Here is a 16,230-nt window from a genome sequence, read left to right on the forward strand (position 1 = left end):
CTGTCATCCTTCCGGCAGGACGGCCCCCATCACAAGCGCTTCCCCGGTAACGGCGTACTGCAGGCCACCGCCCGATTCCTGCGCCAGCACATGCAGCATGTGGGCCGCTGCTGTCCGGCTGGTCAGCTCTTCCTCCGGCATTGAGCCATCGAGCGCCCGCCCGATTGCCTCGTCGAAGGCGATCTTCGGCCCCATCGCGCGTACAGCGAGCTCGCTTGTCCCGCCGCGAACTTCCGCCGCTATGTCGATTTCCCCGCCCCGCACCAGCGCATCGATCGCGATCTGGGCGAAATTGAGCAGTACTTTTGCTGCCGGCTTGGACATTTCGGCGACGCCTAGCACCCAGGTTACGGAGATACGGTCGTTCGCTGCGACAAGGGCATCGACAAGGCTCCGGACTTCTTCAGCCGCCACACTCTCCCCAAATCCGCCCGCCGCCCCGAAGGCCAGGCGAAAGAATTTGAGCTTGTCGGTCGAAGTGCGCGCGCTTTGTTCGAGCAACTCGAAACAGCGCTGCCGCATTTCGGGATCCTTTTCGTCCGCCAGCAGCTCCAGTCCGTTAACCAGAGCACCTACGGGACTGAGCAGATCGTGGCAGAGGCGCGAGCAAAGCAGACTGGCGAGATCAACGGAAGAATTGGACATATTCAGCTTTCGGGACACTTTCCTGCAAACTTTGATGAAGTCGGCGCTGTTATAGGGAGAAAATCTGATCCCGGAACAGTGCCCTCTCCCTTGAGCGGCAAAGTTTTGTATTTGCGCGGCCAAGCGAAGCCGTCAAACCGGGCTCTGCTCCTTACGCTTCCACGACCACATAGGGAAGCGACGAGAAACCCTCTTTCTCGTCGCGCCAGAAGCGTACCTCCGCCGGCCCGATAATCGCCCAGATCCTGCCATCGGCAGACGCCTGTTCCTGATCGCACGGTGAAGGTTCCGGCGTGCCTTGAGGGTGCGAATGGTAGTATCCTGCTATTTGGAGCTGCCCTTCCCGCTCAGCACGAAACGCCTCGATCAGCACACGCGGGTCGATTTCAAACCTGATGCGCCGATCCTGTGCGACATTCGCCGCCGGCCTTATCTGCACAATCCGGCCATCATCAGCCAGCAGCAGCCCGCAAGCCTCTTCAGGTGCGGCTTTTGCCGCTTCTTCGTACAAACGAGCCAGGGCGTCTCTTGTTACCGCGACAGTCATGCCCACATTCGTAGCATGGGGCGAAAGAATTTGATTGAGGGTATTCTCGGCGAAGGGGGCATTCGTCTCGACAAGGCGCTTGCCGACGCCACCGAGTTATCCAGAGAACGGATCAAAGCCCTGCTCGCCAGCGGCCATGTTACACTCGATGGCAGGCCCATTACCAACGCATCCGCCAAGTCCCTGGAGGGGGCACAGTTCGCTATCGAAGTTCCGCCAGCGGCAGAAGCAGAAGCCAAACCGCAGGACATCCCCCTCAACGTGGTGTTCGAAGACGCACATCTGATTGTGGTAGACAAACCCGCAGGCCTCGTTGTCCACCCCGCAGCCGGCAATCCTGACGGGACGCTGGTCAATGCCCTGCTGCATCACTGCGACGGCAGCCTTTCCGGCATCGGCGGTGTCGCACGCCCCGGCATCGTCCACCGGATCGATAAAGACACCTCCGGACTTCTGGTCGTCGCAAAAAGCGATGCAGCACACGAAGGGCTGGCCAGGCAGTTTGCTGACCATTCGATCGAACGGACTTACTTTGCCATCGTCAACGGCGTCCCTGTGCCGCAATCGGGTGTAGTTTCCGGCAGAATCGGGAGATCTGCGGCAAACCGCAAGAAGATGGCGGTACTGGATGACGCGGCAGCCCGGGGGAAACATGCGGTTACCCACTACAGCCTGCTGGAAACGCTCCCTCCACATGCCCCGGCAGCCAGTCTTGTCGAATGTCGGCTAGAGACGGGGCGTACCCATCAGGTGCGCGTTCACATGGCGTCAATCGGCCATGCGCTATTGGGGGACCCGTTATATGGTCGCGCAAATTCCCGAATCAGGCCGGTCCTTTCCCGCCTTTCCTTCGCCCGACAGGCACTGCATGCGGCAACTTTGGGATTCACCCACCCAATTAGTGGTGAAACCCTCCGATTCCGTAGCGAAATGCCGTCCGACATGCGGGAACTTCTGGCAATTTTACGGTGTTTGTGATAAGAAAATAGCAAGTTCCCCGTACCATTGTGGCCGCAGTCGCAGGATGCCCGGTAGGGGTCCTGCAAAAGCGGTCGACACGAAAAGGGTGTAGATCGAAGTGAGTGAAAAGAAACCAAGCCTGAGCAGCGTGCCCGCCCTTTCGGGTGAGCAAAGCCTCAATCGTTATCTGGCCGAGATCAAGAAGTTCCCGGTGCTGACGGCCGAGCAGGAATATATGCTCGCCAAGCGTTATCAGGAACATGAAGATCCCGAAGCCGCCGCACAACTGGTGACCAGTCATCTGCGACTCGTGGCGAAAATCGCCATGGGATATCGCGGCTATGGCTTGCCCGTGTCCGACCTGATTTCCGAAGGGAACGTCGGGTTGATGCAGGGCGTCAAGAAGTTCGAACCCGACAGGGGTTTCCGCCTCGCAACATATGCGATGTGGTGGATCAAGGCCTCGATGCAGGAGTTCATTCTTCGCAGTTGGTCACTCGTGAAGATGGGCACAACCGCCGCGCAGAAAAAGCTGTTCTTCAATCTGCGCCGGATGAAAAAGAATCTCGATGCTTACGAGGATACCGACCTTCACCCTGACGATGTGAAGAAGATCGCCCAGGATCTGGGCGTGCCGGAACAGGAAGTCGTCAACATGAACCGGCGCATGCTGATGGGCGGGGATTCCTCGCTCAACGTGTCCATGCGCCAGGGTGAAGAAGGTGCCGGGCAATGGCAGGACTGGCTGACCGATGACCGTCCGCTGCAGGATGAAACCGTAGCGGAGGCCGAAGAAGCCGAACTGCATCACGAAATGCTGGTGGAGGCAATGGAAAGCCTCAACGAGCGTGAACGTCATATTCTGACGGAACGCCGGCTGACGGAAAATCCGCAAACGCTGGAAGAACTGAGCCAGGTTTACGATGTCTCACGTGAACGCATCCGGCAGATTGAGGTCCGCGCATTCGAGAAGCTGCAAAAGGCAATGATGCGTATCGCTGGCGAAAGGCTGATCCAGACTCCGACAGCGGGCTGACCTACCACACGATGCCTCTCCCCGGCATGCCGGGGAGAGGCATCGAGGTCCCCGTCTACATCGCTTCAATTCCGGTCGTATCGAGCACGAAGGATCCATCCTGTTCGATCGTGAAGTACTGGCGCAATTCTTCCGCGGCAGCCTCCTGAAGCGAACGAATGGCCGCGACGTGCGCGTCAGGGGTTCGCATTCGGGCGATCCAGGGCTCGAAGTCCATGCGCAGTTTCCAACGCCGCAGCGATTTGATTTCAAACCCGGCTAAGGCAAGTGCACTGCTCCATTCGCTTGGGCGATAATCCCTGACATGCGAAGGGTCCCGCAGCAATTCGATAGCCTGCAAGTGCGTATCGGCCAACGCATTCTCCGGAGCAGCGACATCAATGAACAAGGCTACGCCGTCCTGTTTCAACACACGACGAGCCTCCGTTAATCCGCCCACGAAATCGCGCCAGTGATGGGCTGAAAAACGGCAGACGACGCAATCGAATGTGTTGTCGGCAAAGGGCAAATCCGCAGCGGACGCCACTTGCCCTTCGATATTCGCCAGACCTTTGTCGGCAGCCGTTTCCAGAACAGCGCCAACCATGTCGGCAGACAAATCGCTGGCAATCACTCGCTCTGCATGCCGGGCGAGGCGATAGGCCACATGGCCACCGCCGCAACCCAGATCGAGCGCATGAGTCGGACTCAACTGGCTGACATATTGCTCGATCCAATCGAGATCTGCCCCTGCGGCATGCACACTGCTTTCCACATAGGCTTGTGCTTGCGGGCCGAATTGCCGCTGCACGACGGAATCATGGGATGTGTTCATAATTACCTCCTGATCCACCGGATAGTCGCCAAAATTTAACCTGTTACAATGTACAAAATTATCCTATTATAATGTCTATTATGCAAAGCGTTGAGCAACGTCGTCTATTAGGTGCCTTTGTGCGTGCCCGTCGAGAAGCCTTGCGCCCCGATGAAGCCGGACGCCGTCGGCGTACCCCGGGCCTCCGCCGGGAAGAAGTGGCCGCTCGCGCAGGAATTGGCGTCACCTGGTGCGCATGGATCGAGCAGGGACGCGAAGTCCGCCCATCGGCAGATACGCTGTCCCGTCTGGCCAAGGCTCTGCAACTCACGGTTGCAGAGCGCGCATATCTTTTCGAACTGGCAGGACACCACGATCCCGATAATCCTTTTTCCGCGCTTGATGATGATGCCCCTGCCTCGGTCACGGCATTCGTCCAGGCCGTGCCCCACCCCGCATACGGCCTCGATCCAGCATGGAACATCTGCACCTGGAACGAAGCTGCACGGGCATTATTCGTCAGTCTGGAAGAGACCGCCACGGATCGAAATCTGCTGCGATATGTCTTCACCGCACCGCAGGCGCGCACCCTGCTGCCCGACTGGGAACACCGGGCACGGCGGATACTGGCAGAGTTCAGAGCCGACTTCGGTCGCAATCCGACCGATCCGCGCACGCAGGCAGTGGTCGAATGGCTTTCAGCCCGGAGCGCACTCTTTCGCGAAGCATGGAACACGCAATCCGTATCCTCTCGCGAAGGTGGACTGCGCATATTCACACATCCCCTGCAGGGCCGCCTCGAGTTCGAGCAACATACGCTTCACCCAGCGGATCGACCTGATTTCAAACTTGTGATGCTGGAGCCCTGTCTCGATAGCATTTGACTTGATGGCGTCTCGTTGCGCTAGCGCCTGTGGGCCTGTAATCCCCCCTCATGGTTGGCCAACTTCTTCGCATTCTTGCGCGAATCATCGTCTGGTTCCTCACTGTCAGCGTAGCGCTGGTATTGCTGTTCAAGTGGGTTCCCGTGCCCTTCACGGCCACGATGCTGATGGATGACGCCTTCGATTTGGCGAATGGCGGCGTCACCAAGGACTGGACACCGCTAAGCCGAATTGATCGTAACATGGTCGATGCCGTGATCGCGGCTGAAGACGGGAAGTTCTGTTCGCATAACGGTTTTGATCGCGAAGCCATCGAAAAAGCAATGGAGCGCAATGCCCGCGGCGGCCGCATTCGGGGAGGATCAACGATCAGCCAGCAGACGGCCAAGAATGTCTTCCTGTGGCAAGGTGGCGGCTATTTTCGCAAGGGGCTGGAGGCCTGGTTCACTGTCCTCATCGAAAGCGTCTGGGGCAAGCGCCGCATCATGGAAGTCTATCTTAATGTCGCGGAGACCGGCATTGCTACCTACGGCGTGGAAGCGGGTGCACAACGTTATTACAAGCACTCTGCCGCTCGCCTCTCTCGCAGTGAGGCTGCGCGCATCGCAGCTGTCCTGCCACTGCCCAAGGAACGTGCCGTTTTGAACCCAGGCGGGTTTACCCGGCGGTATGGCAATACCATTGCCGCACGGATCGGTTCAGTCAGACGTGACGGGCTCGACACCTGTGTGTACGAGTAGGGCCATGAGCGCGGGTCACTCTCACACACACCAACATGGTTCTCACGGCCATAGCCATGCCCCGGCCAGCTTCGGCCGTGCTTTTGCACTGGGCATAGGGCTGAACACGGCCTTCGTCGTAGTCGAAGCGCTTGCCGGGTACCTGTCCGGTTCCATGGCTCTGATTGCAGATGCAGGGCACAATCTGTCGGACGTTCTGGCCCTGCTGATCGCATGGGGCGCCGCTATCATGGCGAAACGCCCCGCCTCGGCCCGCTTCACATATGGCTTCAAATCAAGCTCGATCCTGGCTGCACTTACCAATGCAGGCTTGCTGTTGGTGGCAATCGGCGCCATCCTGATCGAGACCTTACGCCGTTTCATCATTCCTGCCGCCGTGGAAGGCAAGACGATGATGATCGTGGCCGGAATTGGCGTCATCATCAACACTGCGACTGCGCTGCTCTTCATGCGGGGCCGCAAGCATGACCTCAATATCCGGGGGGCCTTCCTCCACATGGCAGCCGATGCGCTGGTATCGCTCGGTGTTGTCGTGGCCGGGTTGCTGATCCTGCTGACCGGACAGGTCTGGATTGACCCGGTTACCGGCCTCGTCATCGTTGCGGTTATCGCCTGGAGCACCTGGTCACTGCTGAAAGACAGCGTAAAAATGGGCCTCCTCGCCGTGCCGGAGGGGATCGACGAAAGCGAAGTGCGCGCCTACCTGACAGGTCTTCCAGGTGTCGAAGCAGTCCACGACTTCCATATCTGGCCAATGAGTACGACCGAAACCGCGTTCACAGCTCATCTCGTCATGCCTGGTGGCTATCCAGGAGACGCCTTCCTGCACGACATCGCACACGAGCTCGATCACCGCTTCAATATCGGGCATGCGACAATTCAGGTGGAAACACTAAGCAACGCCGGATGCGTGCTTGAAAACGGTGAAACCGTCTAATTCACGAAACGAGCCAGCCCTAAGCGGCTCGACAGCGAAAGAAGAGCGGTAGAGGAGCGGCCCCTATCAGGCCGCCGCCTCCTTCTTCTTGCCCAGAACCTGAACAGGTTCCTTGCGGCCTTCCACCACTTCCTTGTCGACCACGACCTCGCTCACCCCTTCAAGGCTGGGCAGATCGAACATCGTATCCAGCAGGATGCCTTCGACGATAGACCTCAAGCCACGCGCGCCGGTCTTACGCGCAATCGCCTTTTCGGCAATGGTTTCGAGCGCGTCGTCAGTGAAAGTCAGTTCCACATCCTCAAGCTCGAACAGCTTCTGATACTGCTTGATCAGTGCGTTCTTCGGCTCCCGGAGAATCTGGACAAGTGCAGCCACATCCAGATCGTTGAGCGTCGCGATCACCGGCAGGCGCCCGACGAACTCAGGGATAAGGCCGAACTTCAGCAGATCTTCGGGTTCGCATTTCTCCAGCAATTCACCAACCCGGCGCTTGTCCGGATCGGCAACGTGCGCTCCAAATCCAATCGAACGCTTCTGCAGACGATCGGCAATGACCTTCTCCAGACCTGCAAATGCGCCACCGCAAATAAACAGGATATTGGTCGTATCCACCTGCAGGAATTCCTGCTGCGGATGCTTGCGCCCACCCTGGGGAGGGACGCTGGCCGTAGTACCTTCCATCAGCTTGAGCAGCGCCTGCTGGACACCTTCACCCGATACGTCACGCGTGATCGAAGGGTTCTCCGCCTTGCGCGTAATCTTGTCGATTTCATCGATATAGACGATGCCATGCTGCGCCTTGTCGACATTGTAGTCAGAGGATTGCAGCAGTTTGAGGATGATGTTTTCCACATCCTCACCCACATAGCCCGCCTCGGTGAGTGTCGTCGCATCCGCCATTGTGAACGGAACATCGAAAGTGCGGGCGAGAGTCTGGGCAAGCAAAGTCTTGCCAGACCCGGTCGGGCCGACCAGCAGAATGTTCGACTTCGCAAGCTCAACATCTCCAGACTTTCCGGAATGCTTGAGCCGCTTGTAATGGTTGTGCACCGCGACGGAAAGCACCCGCTTTGCACGATCCTGACCGATCACATAGTCATTCAGCGTGTGAAAGATCTCGTGCGGCGTAGGAACGTCGCCGTCTTTCTTGCCCGCGAGGCCCGCCTTGGTTTCCTCCCGGATGATGTCGTTGCACAATTCGACGCATTCATCGCAGATGAATACTGTCGGCCCGGCAATCAGCTTGCGCACCTCATGCTGCGATTTGCCGCAAAAGCTGCAGTACAGGGTACTCTTGCTGTCCGATCCGCTCAGTTTGGTCATATTCTAATCCCGCCCCGCACGATGCGGGGATTCGCCTGTGCCAGTCTAGTCACACGACGGTCATAATCAATCCGCACCTTACCATGGCAAAACTTGCTCTTGGCTGAAATGGCAAGGTTATTGGAATCCTTCGATATCCGGGGCCCGGCCAACCATCGCGGCCGGAACCTCGGCGTATCACCCGTCACTCCGGTGCGCCGCCCGATCCGCTCTCTCCGGCTGCTTCGTCCCCATCCGGGCGCGTTTCGAAAACTTTATCGACCAAGCCGAATTTCATCGCTTCGTCTGCGTCGAGCCAAGTATCCCGGTCAACCGCATCCTCGATTTCTTTCAGCGTCTTGCCCGTATATTTCACATAATATTCGTTCAGACGCTTACGCAGGCGCAGGATTTCCCGTGCCTGAATCTCAATGTCCGAAGCCATGCCCCGCGCACCACCAGAAGGTTGGTGAATCATGATGCGCGCATTGGGCAAAGCAATACGCATACCCGGCTCGCCAGCGGCCAAAAGGAAACTGCCCATCGAGCAGGCCTGACCTACGCAAACCGTGGAAACACGAGGCTTGATGTATTGCATCGTATCATGAATCGCGAGCCCTGCCGTCACGACACCCCCCGGCGAATTGATATACATGCTGATAGGCTTGGACGGATTCTCACTTTCGAGAAACAGCAACTGGGCGACGATCAACGACGCCATGTGGTCTTCCACCTCCGCTGTGACGAATACGATCCGTTCACGCAGCAACCGGCTGAAGATATCGAAGCTACGCTCACCCCGGCTGGTCTGCTCGACCACCACGGGCACCAGCGCGCCAGTCACGGGATCGCGGGTGAACTGGCCTTGCGTACCATAAGTTTCACCGGAATTACCGAACAGATCGATCATGGAAGTCCTCTTGTGATTGTGCATGCCTATGTCGCGTGCCTGCATCCGATGTTCAAGGGGATTAACCCTTCACCAACAGAAAAGGGGCGAAGCATGTGCCCGCCCCCTCTCAAGTATGCAGTCCGCCCCAAGCCGGGACGATGCCCTATTCAGTCTTGGCGGCAGGCTTCTTTGCCGGGGCCTTCTTCGCGGCCGGTTTCTTCGCAGGAGCCTTCTTCGCGACCGGCTTGGCTTCTTCTGCCTTGGCAGCAGCGGCAGGCTTCTTCGCCGGAGCTTTCTTGGCCGGAGCCTTCTTCGCGGCCGGTTTGTCCTCAGCCGGGGCAGCTTCTTCTTTCTTGGCAGGAGCTTTTTTGGCCGGAGCCTTTTTCGCAGCCGGCTTCTTCGCCGCTGGCTTGGCTTCCGCAGCACCCTCTTCCGCTTCGATCGCGGCTTCCAGTTCCTCACGCGTCACTTCGCGTTCGGTGACTTCGGCCTTATCGAACAGGAAATCGACGACCTTGTCTTCATACAGCGGGGCCCGCAGCTGCGCGGCAGCCATCGGATCCTGGCGAACGAAATCCATGAAACGCTGACGGTCTTCCGGTCGATACTGCTGTGCAGCCTGCATCACCAGCATCTGCATTTCCTGATCGGTCACGGCCACGCCGTTTGCCTGGCCGATTTCCGACAACAGCAACCCCAGACGCACGCGACGCTCGGCAATCGCGCGATAATCGTCCTTTTCGTCCTCGATTTCCTTCAGCGCGGCTTCCGGATCTTCTTCCTTGGCTGCTTCCTGCTGAAGCTGGGCCCAGATCTGGTTGAATTCCGCTTCCACCATGGAGGGCGGAACCGCGAAATCATGAGCGCCGGCAAGCTGATCGAGCAACTGGCGCTTCATCTGGGTGCGGGTCAGGCCGTTGGTTTCCTGCTCCAGCTGGCCACGCAGCAACCCCTTGAGCTGATCCAGACCTTCAAGACCAAGCGACTTGGCGAAATCTTCATCGACCGTGGTTTCGCCCGGAACCTTGACCTGCTGCACAGTGACGTCGAAGGATGCTTCCTTGCCCGCGAGATGCGTGGCCGGATAGTCTTCCGGGAACGTAACGGTGATAGTCTTTTCCTCACCGGTTTTCACACCCGCAAGCTGTTCCTCGAAACCCGGAATGAAGCGGCCCGCGCCAATTTCCAGTGGCTGATTTTCAGCTGAGCCGCCTTCGAATACCTCTCCATCGACCTTGCCGACGAAATCGATGATCAGCTGATCACCTTCCGCAGCCTTGCGAGTCTTCGGGGCATCCTTGAAGCTCTTCTGGTTCTTGGCCAGTTCGGCCAAGGCTTCATCGACCTTTTCATCGCTTATCGACACAGTCAGGCGTTCGAGCTTCAGGCCTTCGACGGCAGGCACTTCGATCGCGGGAAGGATTTCCAGTTCCACCGTCAGTTCGGCATCCTTGCCTTCCGCATAATCGTCGGCCAGCCGCACGTCGGGGCGAATCGCCGGACGAAGTTCCTTTTCGCGCAGCAGCGAATCGACCGATTCCTGCACAGTCGCGTTGAGCGCATCGGAATGCAGCGCCGCACCATGCATCTTCTTCACGAGGTTGGCCGGGACCTTGCCAGGGCGGAAGCCCGGCATCCGCACCTGAGGGGCAATCTTTTTCACCTCGTTCTCGATCCGCGCGGAAATATCCTTCGCGGAAATCGTGACGCTATAGCCGCGCTTCAGGCCTTCATTGGTGGTTTCGACGATCTGCATTCTGGTTCGTGCCTTCTCAAATCCTCAACGCGCCGGGCCTGAGGCCTGAAGTCGGACTGGTGCGGGCGAAGGGACTCGAACCCCCACATCTTACGATACTGGAACCTAAATCCAGCGCGTCTACCAGTTCCGCCACGCCCGCGGCCCGACGATTTTCCGGCTTGGTGGAATACCGTCCGGAAGGGAAAGGCTGCGCCCTTATCGGGGGACGCGCAAAAGGGCAAGCACAAGAGGCGGTGTTGCACGCCAAATGTGGCTGTTGCGTGCTACGACGCGGCGCATTAAGGGCTCGGCATGAGCGACAGCGAACAGAACAGCGCCCCTGAGCCTTCCAGCAGCCCTTCTGCTGCGGACACTCCGCCTGACCGTCTGGCCATCAATCCCGCAAATCCTCATTTCGATGCGGACAAACTGCAGCGTGGCGTTGGCATCCGCTTCAAGGGCGTGGTCCGCACGAATGTGGACGAATATTGCATTTCCGAAGGCTGGGTGAAAGTTCAGGCAGGCAGGACCATGGACCGCAAAGGCCAACCCCTGCTCCTCAAGCTCAACGGCCCGGTAGAAGCCTGGTACGAAGATCTGGGTGACAATCCCCCGATCGCCAAGGCGGACTGACCCTTTCAACGCGCCAACATGGCGATCCAGAGCGGCCAGCCCTTGCCAAAAGGCACGGGAACGGTCAGTGCGCCGTCATGAACCGCCCTCAGGTCATCATTATCGGTCGTCCCAATGTCGGCAAGTCGACTCTGTTCAACAGGCTGGTCGGCAAGAAACTCGCGCTGGTCGATGACCAGCCCGGGGTGACTCGCGACCGCCGTTTCGGCGATGTCACCTTGCTCGGTCTGGACTTCACTCTGGTCGATACGGCCGGATGGGAAGATGAAGACCCCGATACCCTTCCTGGCCGGATGCGCGCGCAGACCGAAGTCTCGCTCCAGGGCGCGGATGTTGCCCTGTTCGTCATCGACGCGCGCGCCGGGCTCACCCCTCTCGATGAAGAAATCGCCCGCTGGCTTCGCAGCCAGGACGTTCCAGTCGTGGTTCTGGCCAACAAGGCCGAGGGCAAGGCCGGGCAGACCGGTCTGCTGGAAGCCTATGCTTTGGGTATGGGAGATCCCGTTCCCGTCTCGGCCGAACACGGTGAAGGGATGGGCGATCTGTTTGAGGCCCTGTTGCCTCTGATTGGCGACCAGGAAGAAGCTGAGAACGAGACTGACGCAACGGCTCTCGATGAAGAAGATGCACCCGCCGGCCCGCTCAAACTGGCAATTGTCGGGCGCCCCAATGCCGGAAAGTCGACTCTGATCAACCGGCTGCTGGGCGAGGATCGCCTGCTGACTGGGCCCGAGGCAGGCATCACGCGCGATTCGATTGCAGTGGACTGGCAGTGGACCAACCCCAAAACGGGCGAAACGCGCGATGTCCGCCTGATCGATACGGCGGGCATGCGCAAGAAAGCCCGCGTAACTGAAAAGCTGGAGCGGTTGTCCGTTGCAGATGCGCGTCGCGCAGTGGACTTTGCGGAAGTCGTCGTTCTCCTGCTCGATGCGACCAAGGGGCTGGAGCATCAGGATCTGAAGATCGCGGACCTCGTGCTTCAGGAAGGCCGGGCGTTGATCATCGCCATCAACAAATGGGACGTTGCCGCAGAACCTTCCGCTCTCTTCAACGGTATTCGTGCCGCTCTCGACGACGGACTTGCCCAGATTCGCGGAGTACCTGTCTTTTCCGTGTCCGCACGAACGGGCAAGGGCCTCGACACCATGTTGCAGGCGGCCTTTGATTTGCGAGAGACATGGAGCAAGCGTGTCCCGACCGCAGCACTTAACCGCTGGTTCGACGATGCTCTGGAAGCCAATCCTCCGCCTGCGCCTGGCGGCAAGCGTATCAAGATGCGTTACATTACGCAGATCAAGACCCGCCCGCCTAGCTTCGTGGTGTTCGGATCTCGGCTCGATGCATTGCCGGAGAGTTATCGTCGCTATCTGGTGAATGGGATTCGCCGCGAACTCGGCTTCGATTCGGTCCCGGTGCGGCTAACCTTGCGTAGTGCAAAAAACCCATACGCCAAGGATTGACGGGGCAAGCGCCCATGGCTGCAAATCCTCGCGATTATGACGCGATCGTCGTCGGTGCCGGTGCCGCCGGCCTGATGTGCGCTGCCACGGCGGGCAAGCTCGGCCTGGATGTCCTTGTCCTCGAGCATGGCGAGTGGCCGGGCAAGAAGATCCTCATTTCGGGGGGCGGACGCTGCAATTTCACCAACCTTTACACAGCCCCCGAGTGCTACCTTTCCGATAACCCCCATTTTGCAAAATCCGCTCTGAGCCGCTTCACTCCGCAGGATTTTCTCGCACTGGTGCAAAGCCACGGGATTGCATGGCATGAAAAGACCCTGGGGCAGTTGTTCTGTGACGGGAGCGCGCGGCAAATTGTCGAAATGCTGCTTAACGAATGCAGCAACAATGTTCAGATTGCATGTAGAGAAACGGTCCGCGACCTCTCTCACGTGGATGGGAAGTTCCGTGTTGCCACCGCAAATTTCGCTGCCCAGGCTCCCGCCCTGGTAATTGCAACTGGCGGCCCCTCCATTCCCAAGATGGGAGCCACCGGTTTCGCATATGACGTCGCGCGACAATTCGGGCTGAAAGTCATACAGCCACGCCCTGCCCTTGTCCCGTTGACCCTCGATGCCCGCGAAGCGTTGTTTAGAGACCTGGCTGGCGTTTCCACGGAAGTCATTGCACGGTGTGGGACAACTACCTTTCGCGAAGCCGCACTGTTCACTCATCGCGGGCTGTCCGGTCCGGCAATCCTGCAAATCTCGTCCTACTGGACGCACGGGAAAGAAGTGGAAATCGATTTCCTCCCCGAACACTCTCCCGATTGGCTCATCGATGCAAAGAGAGCCAAGCCCAAGGCCAGTCTCAAGAATTTGCTGCGAGACCACCTCCCCGACCGTCTTGCTTCCGCCCTCAATGACCGTCTCAACTTGGCAGACCCATTGGCAGGCGTTTCCGATGCCCGGCTTGGCGATGCAGGCAAACGCCTGGCCGGCTGGCGTCTGTTACCCAACGGGACGGAAGGTTTTGCAAAAGCCGAAGTGACTGCTGGCGGGGTCAATACAGCCGAGCTTTCATCCAAGACCATGGAAGCAAAAAAGGTCCCCGGCCTTTATTTTATTGGAGAGGCCGTCGACGTCACGGGCTGGCTCGGCGGATACAACTTCCAATGGGCCTGGGCGAGCGGTTCCGCCGCAGGGCAGGCATTGTAGGGCACCGCGTAACAATGCTTTTTCGGTGTCTTGCCCATGTGTCGCCAAATTTTACAAAATCGAACCGCCAATCTGTCATTAACCACGACAGATAAGGGATTTTCGCCATTGGCACATCATTTGCTTCTCCTCTCGTTAACTTTGGTGGAGGGCATGATGAAGCTGAACCGCAAATCCATATTGTTGAGCGCCGCAGCCGCGAGCTTTGCGATGATCAGTATGCCTGCACTCGCCGACACAATCGTCCTCGATTCCAGTTCGATCGGACAATCCTACACGTTTGACTACAACGGCTTTTCGGGATCGACGGAAGTTGATGGCCTGACCGCGTCAACAACCTTCACTCTCACCGGTATCTCGGGCGATCAATATTTCTTCGACTATTCTGTCGCTAATACGACCTCTGATCCGGTTGATTCTCGCATTTCCTCGTTCGGTTTCAACACCAATCCCGACATCGTCGGCGCGACATCGACGGGAGCCTTCAGTTACACCACTCTTAACTCAAGCTACCCCAACAAGATCGGGGACATCGATGTCTGCTTCAAAGATGCGGACACGGGTGCTTGCAGCGGTGGAGGCAATGGCGGTCTGACCGATGGACAGACGGGTACAGGCAGCTTCACTCTGAGCTTCGGCGACCCAGTTTCATCGCTGACCCTGGGTGATTTTTACGTGCGCTATCAATCAGTCGACGGTGCGGGCAACGTTACCTCAGCCAGTGGTTACGGCACCAACACGACTTCGTCTTCAAGCAGTTCATCGGGTGGCACTGAAGTACCGGAACCGGGCGTACTGGGCCTTATGGGCGTGGGCTTGGTAGCAATCGGGCTGCTGCGTCGGCGGCGCCAGTACGCCAAAGCCGCACTCTGATTTTCTAGCGAGGCCTGCCCGACGCAAGGGCATAGTGTTCCTGAATGGTTGCGTTGTTCGGCGCCATTTCCGCCGCACGGCGGAGAAACTCTTTTGCTCTCGCCGGATCCTTGCCGATCTTGAACAGTGTCCAGCCCGCAGTATCGAGCACCGATGAATTGTCTGGTGCAAGTTTCAAGGCCCGTTCGGCATAGTCCAACGCCTTTGCGTCGTTGCCGAGCATGAGCTGCGCGTAAGCCATGTTATTCAGAACAATCGCATTGCGCCCATCGGTAACCGCCAAAATTCGGTCATAGGCAGTCACCGCGCGCGCCCAATCCTTCGCACGCATTGCAGCGTCGGCCTCCGCCAGATCCCTGCCCAGAGTTTCTGGCGCCGAAGTGGCCGCCCGCGCTGCATAACGGGACGCATTCGGATCTTTTGCTGCCTTGGCGATTCGGGCCATCAGGACCAATTCCTCGGGCCGCGCCTCCGAACTTTCGGCAATCGGTCGATAAGTGGCCAGAGCAGCCTGTGCATCGCCAGCGGCCAATTGCGCCTGCGCCAGCAATTTCACCGCCAGGCGATTGTTCGGCGCACTTTGAACGATCGGCTGGATTTGCGCAGCCGCAAGTTGATATTGGCCGAGTTCGAGCAGTGCTTCCGCATAAGTCATCCTGATTGGATGCAGTTTCGGAATCCGAGCTTCGAGCGGCTGGACGATTTTCCGAACGTCCGCCCATTTTTTGCGGGCCAACGCGAGCCGCGCTTTCAGGTAGTCGACTTCGAGACCTTGCCCCCCACGCTCACCTACCTGCGCGAGCAGAGAATCGAGCTGATCAAGCTGGCCGAGATCCGCACGAACCTCAGCCTCCCCCAGCAGTGCCGCGAGATTTGATGGATAAAGCCGTGCCGCTTGAGAGTAACGACCCAATGCCTTTTGCAAATCACCCGCTTGTTGCGCGTATCTCGCGCGGATCAGCAATGTATCGAGCCCCTGGGGCGCAATATGCTCAGCCCGGGTTATCAGATCATTCGCCGCCGTCCTGTTCCCCTGCAGCAGGCGCAAGCGGGCATAATCTGCAAATGCCCGTGCATTATCGCCACTGGCAACTGCGTTCGCAAAGTGTGTTTCCGCGCTGTTGATATCATCGCTCTGCAAGGCAGCAAGCGCCCTTAGTCTCTCCGCCTCCGGAGTCTTCAGATCACCGAGCAGGTTCAACGCCTTGTCAGGCGCTACTCGTAAAAGAGCTGCTTCGGCCGACAATTCAACCAATTCCGGTCGAGAGGCATCGGCTGCTTTCAATCGCTCCAGCAGTGCCCCCGCGCCATCCCCGTCTCCGAGTGCCAAGAGCGTTCTTGCCTGAAGCAATTGCATATCGCGATTGCCCGGGTCCTGCTTCAACGCCGCGATCAAATTGAGACGGGCGGACCGATAATCGTGGGCCGCAAAGTCACTCTGCGCCTTTGCGAGCAAGTCGCCCGCATCTTCTCCACATGCTGCAACCAGCATGAGCAAGGGGAAAAGAGCCATACGTTTCATGGCACAAGCGATAATTGGAATATCTAAAGGAGTTCTGAAAGCGTGGTCCCGCTTTCCTCCAACGAT

General features: G+C 58.4%; 16 protein-coding genes and 1 tRNA gene. 9 read left to right on the forward strand and 8 right to left on the reverse strand.

The genetic code is table 11. From position 1 onward, the window contains the following. Nucleotides 1-3: 3 nt before the first annotated feature. Nucleotides 4-645, reverse strand: coding sequence for a histidine phosphotransferase family protein (locus tag MB02_RS17885; protein ID WP_067531356.1), 642 nt, complete (start codon nucleotides 643-645; stop codon nucleotides 4-6). 151 nt (nucleotides 646-796) lie between these two features. Beyond that, nucleotides 797-1,192 carry a Mov34/MPN/PAD-1 family protein gene (locus tag MB02_RS00925; RefSeq protein ID WP_067531358.1) on the reverse strand — a complete coding sequence of 132 codons (396 nt, stop codon included), beginning with the start codon at nucleotides 1,190-1,192 and terminating at the stop codon, nucleotides 797-799. 15 nt (nucleotides 1,193-1,207) lie between these two features. Between MB02_RS00925 and MB02_RS00930 the strand changes: the two genes are divergently transcribed. Together MB02_RS00930 and rpoH are read left to right on the forward strand one after the other, a co-directional pair. Next, on the forward strand, nucleotides 1,208-2,170 hold the full coding sequence (locus tag MB02_RS00930; protein ID WP_067531360.1) for an RluA family pseudouridine synthase: 963 nt from the start codon (nucleotides 1,208-1,210) through the stop codon (nucleotides 2,168-2,170). Between the two features lie 121 nt (nucleotides 2,171-2,291). Then, nucleotides 2,292-3,188 (forward strand): RNA polymerase sigma factor RpoH, encoded by an 897-nt coding sequence (gene rpoH / locus MB02_RS00935; RefSeq protein WP_407919322.1) that lies wholly within the window; start codon nucleotides 2,292-2,294, stop codon nucleotides 3,186-3,188. 55 nt (nucleotides 3,189-3,243) lie between these two features. Here the strand turns inward: rpoH and MB02_RS00940 are convergent, their stop codons facing one another. Beyond that, nucleotides 3,244-4,002 carry a class I SAM-dependent methyltransferase gene (locus tag MB02_RS00940; protein WP_067531363.1) on the reverse strand — a complete coding sequence of 253 codons (759 nt, stop codon included), beginning with the start codon at nucleotides 4,000-4,002 and terminating at the stop codon, nucleotides 3,244-3,246. Nucleotides 4,003-4,121: 119 nt separating this feature from the next. Here MB02_RS00940 and MB02_RS00945 point away from each other — a divergent pair, with 119 nt between their 5' ends. The 3 genes from MB02_RS00945 to MB02_RS00955 are packed head-to-tail and all read left to right on the forward strand — an operon-like array spanning nucleotide 4,122 to nucleotide 6,542. Further along, nucleotides 4,122-4,865 (forward strand): helix-turn-helix transcriptional regulator, encoded by a 744-nt coding sequence (locus MB02_RS00945; protein WP_235829376.1) that lies wholly within the window; start codon nucleotides 4,122-4,124, stop codon nucleotides 4,863-4,865. Between the two features lie 50 nt (nucleotides 4,866-4,915). Beyond that, nucleotides 4,916-5,605 (forward strand): monofunctional biosynthetic peptidoglycan transglycosylase, encoded by a 690-nt coding sequence (gene mtgA / locus MB02_RS00950; RefSeq protein ID WP_067531367.1) that lies wholly within the window; start codon nucleotides 4,916-4,918, stop codon nucleotides 5,603-5,605. A 4-nt stretch (nucleotides 5,606-5,609) separates the two neighbouring features. After that, on the forward strand, nucleotides 5,610-6,542 hold the full coding sequence (locus MB02_RS00955) for a cation diffusion facilitator family transporter (RefSeq protein WP_067531369.1): 933 nt from the start codon (nucleotides 5,610-5,612) through the stop codon (nucleotides 6,540-6,542). Between the two features lie 66 nt (nucleotides 6,543-6,608). Here the strand turns inward: MB02_RS00955 and clpX are convergent, their stop codons facing one another. The 4 genes from clpX to MB02_RS00975 form a co-directional block, all read right to left on the reverse strand. Continuing rightward, the gene (gene clpX / locus MB02_RS00960; protein ID WP_067531371.1) at nucleotides 6,609-7,868 is read right to left on the reverse strand and encodes an ATP-dependent Clp protease ATP-binding subunit ClpX; all 1,260 of its coding nucleotides are present in this window, start codon (nucleotides 7,866-7,868) and stop codon (nucleotides 6,609-6,611) included. 184 nt (nucleotides 7,869-8,052) lie between these two features. Then, nucleotides 8,053-8,757 (reverse strand): ATP-dependent Clp protease proteolytic subunit, encoded by a 705-nt coding sequence (locus tag MB02_RS00965; protein WP_067532201.1) that lies wholly within the window; start codon nucleotides 8,755-8,757, stop codon nucleotides 8,053-8,055. Nucleotides 8,758-8,902: 145 nt separating this feature from the next. Further along, a complete protein-coding gene (gene tig, locus MB02_RS00970; protein WP_067531373.1) occupies nucleotides 8,903-10,495 on the reverse strand; it encodes a trigger factor in 1,593 nt (530 codons plus the stop codon). 57 nt (nucleotides 10,496-10,552) lie between these two features. Further along, nucleotides 10,553-10,637, reverse strand: a tRNA-Leu gene (locus MB02_RS00975). Nucleotides 10,638-10,789: 152 nt separating this feature from the next. Between MB02_RS00975 and MB02_RS00980 the strand changes: the two genes are divergently transcribed. From MB02_RS00980 to MB02_RS00995, 4 genes are all read left to right on the forward strand, one after another. Beyond that, entirely contained in the window at nucleotides 10,790-11,110 is a 321-nt protein-coding gene (locus MB02_RS00980; RefSeq protein ID WP_067531375.1) for a DUF3297 family protein, read from the forward strand. A 77-nt stretch (nucleotides 11,111-11,187) separates the two neighbouring features. Next, on the forward strand, nucleotides 11,188-12,573 hold the full coding sequence (gene der, locus MB02_RS00985) for a ribosome biogenesis GTPase Der (RefSeq protein ID WP_067531377.1): 1,386 nt from the start codon (nucleotides 11,188-11,190) through the stop codon (nucleotides 12,571-12,573). Between the two features lie 14 nt (nucleotides 12,574-12,587). Then, nucleotides 12,588-13,769, forward strand: coding sequence for a BaiN/RdsA family NAD(P)/FAD-dependent oxidoreductase (locus MB02_RS00990; protein ID WP_067531379.1), 1,182 nt, complete (start codon nucleotides 12,588-12,590; stop codon nucleotides 13,767-13,769). A gap of 153 nt (nucleotides 13,770-13,922) precedes the next feature. Continuing rightward, a complete protein-coding gene (locus MB02_RS00995) occupies nucleotides 13,923-14,642 on the forward strand; it encodes a cistern family PEP-CTERM protein (protein ID WP_235829377.1) in 720 nt (239 codons plus the stop codon). A 4-nt stretch (nucleotides 14,643-14,646) separates the two neighbouring features. Here MB02_RS00995 and MB02_RS01000 read toward each other — a convergent pair whose 3' ends face one another. After that, complete coding sequence (locus MB02_RS01000) at nucleotides 14,647-16,155, reverse strand: tetratricopeptide repeat protein (RefSeq protein ID WP_067531381.1); 1,509 nt, start codon at nucleotides 16,153-16,155, stop codon at nucleotides 14,647-14,649. Nucleotides 16,156-16,230 lie beyond the last annotated feature (75 nt).

This window comes from Croceicoccus estronivorus, from assembly GCF_001625325.1.
GTDB lineage: Bacteria > Pseudomonadota > Alphaproteobacteria > Sphingomonadales > Sphingomonadaceae > Caenibius > Caenibius estronivorus.

Excerpts from the sequence above, each read along its gene's own strand:
- MB02_RS17885 (WP_067531356.1), bottom strand. The coding sequence starts at position 645 with ATGTCCAATTCTTCCGTTGATCTCGCCAGTCTGCTTTGCTCGCGCCTC.
- MB02_RS00925 (WP_067531358.1), bottom strand. The coding sequence starts at position 1,192 with ATGACTGTCGCGGTAACAAGAGACGCCCTGGCTCGTTTGTACGAAGAA.
- MB02_RS00930 (WP_067531360.1), top strand. The coding sequence starts at position 1,208 with ATGGGGCGAAAGAATTTGATTGAGGGTATTCTCGGCGAAGGGGGCATT.
- MB02_RS00940 (WP_067531363.1), bottom strand. The coding sequence starts at position 4,002 with ATGAACACATCCCATGATTCCGTCGTGCAGCGGCAATTCGGCCCGCAA.
- mtgA (WP_067531367.1), top strand. The coding sequence starts at position 4,916 with ATGGTTGGCCAACTTCTTCGCATTCTTGCGCGAATCATCGTCTGGTTC.
- MB02_RS00955 (WP_067531369.1), top strand. The coding sequence starts at position 5,610 with ATGAGCGCGGGTCACTCTCACACACACCAACATGGTTCTCACGGCCAT.
- clpX (WP_067531371.1), bottom strand. The coding sequence starts at position 7,868 with ATGACCAAACTGAGCGGATCGGACAGCAAGAGTACCCTGTACTGCAGC.
- MB02_RS00965 (WP_067532201.1), bottom strand. The coding sequence starts at position 8,757 with ATGATCGATCTGTTCGGTAATTCCGGTGAAACTTATGGTACGCAAGGC.
- tig (WP_067531373.1), bottom strand. The coding sequence starts at position 10,495 with ATGCAGATCGTCGAAACCACCAATGAAGGCCTGAAGCGCGGCTATAGC.
- MB02_RS00980 (WP_067531375.1), top strand. The coding sequence starts at position 10,790 with ATGAGCGACAGCGAACAGAACAGCGCCCCTGAGCCTTCCAGCAGCCCT.
- der (WP_067531377.1), top strand. The coding sequence starts at position 11,188 with ATGAACCGCCCTCAGGTCATCATTATCGGTCGTCCCAATGTCGGCAAG.
- MB02_RS00990 (WP_067531379.1), top strand. The coding sequence starts at position 12,588 with ATGGCTGCAAATCCTCGCGATTATGACGCGATCGTCGTCGGTGCCGGT.
- MB02_RS00995 (WP_235829377.1), top strand. The coding sequence starts at position 13,923 with ATGATGAAGCTGAACCGCAAATCCATATTGTTGAGCGCCGCAGCCGCG.
- MB02_RS01000 (WP_067531381.1), bottom strand. The coding sequence starts at position 16,155 with ATGGCTCTTTTCCCCTTGCTCATGCTGGTTGCAGCATGTGGAGAAGAT.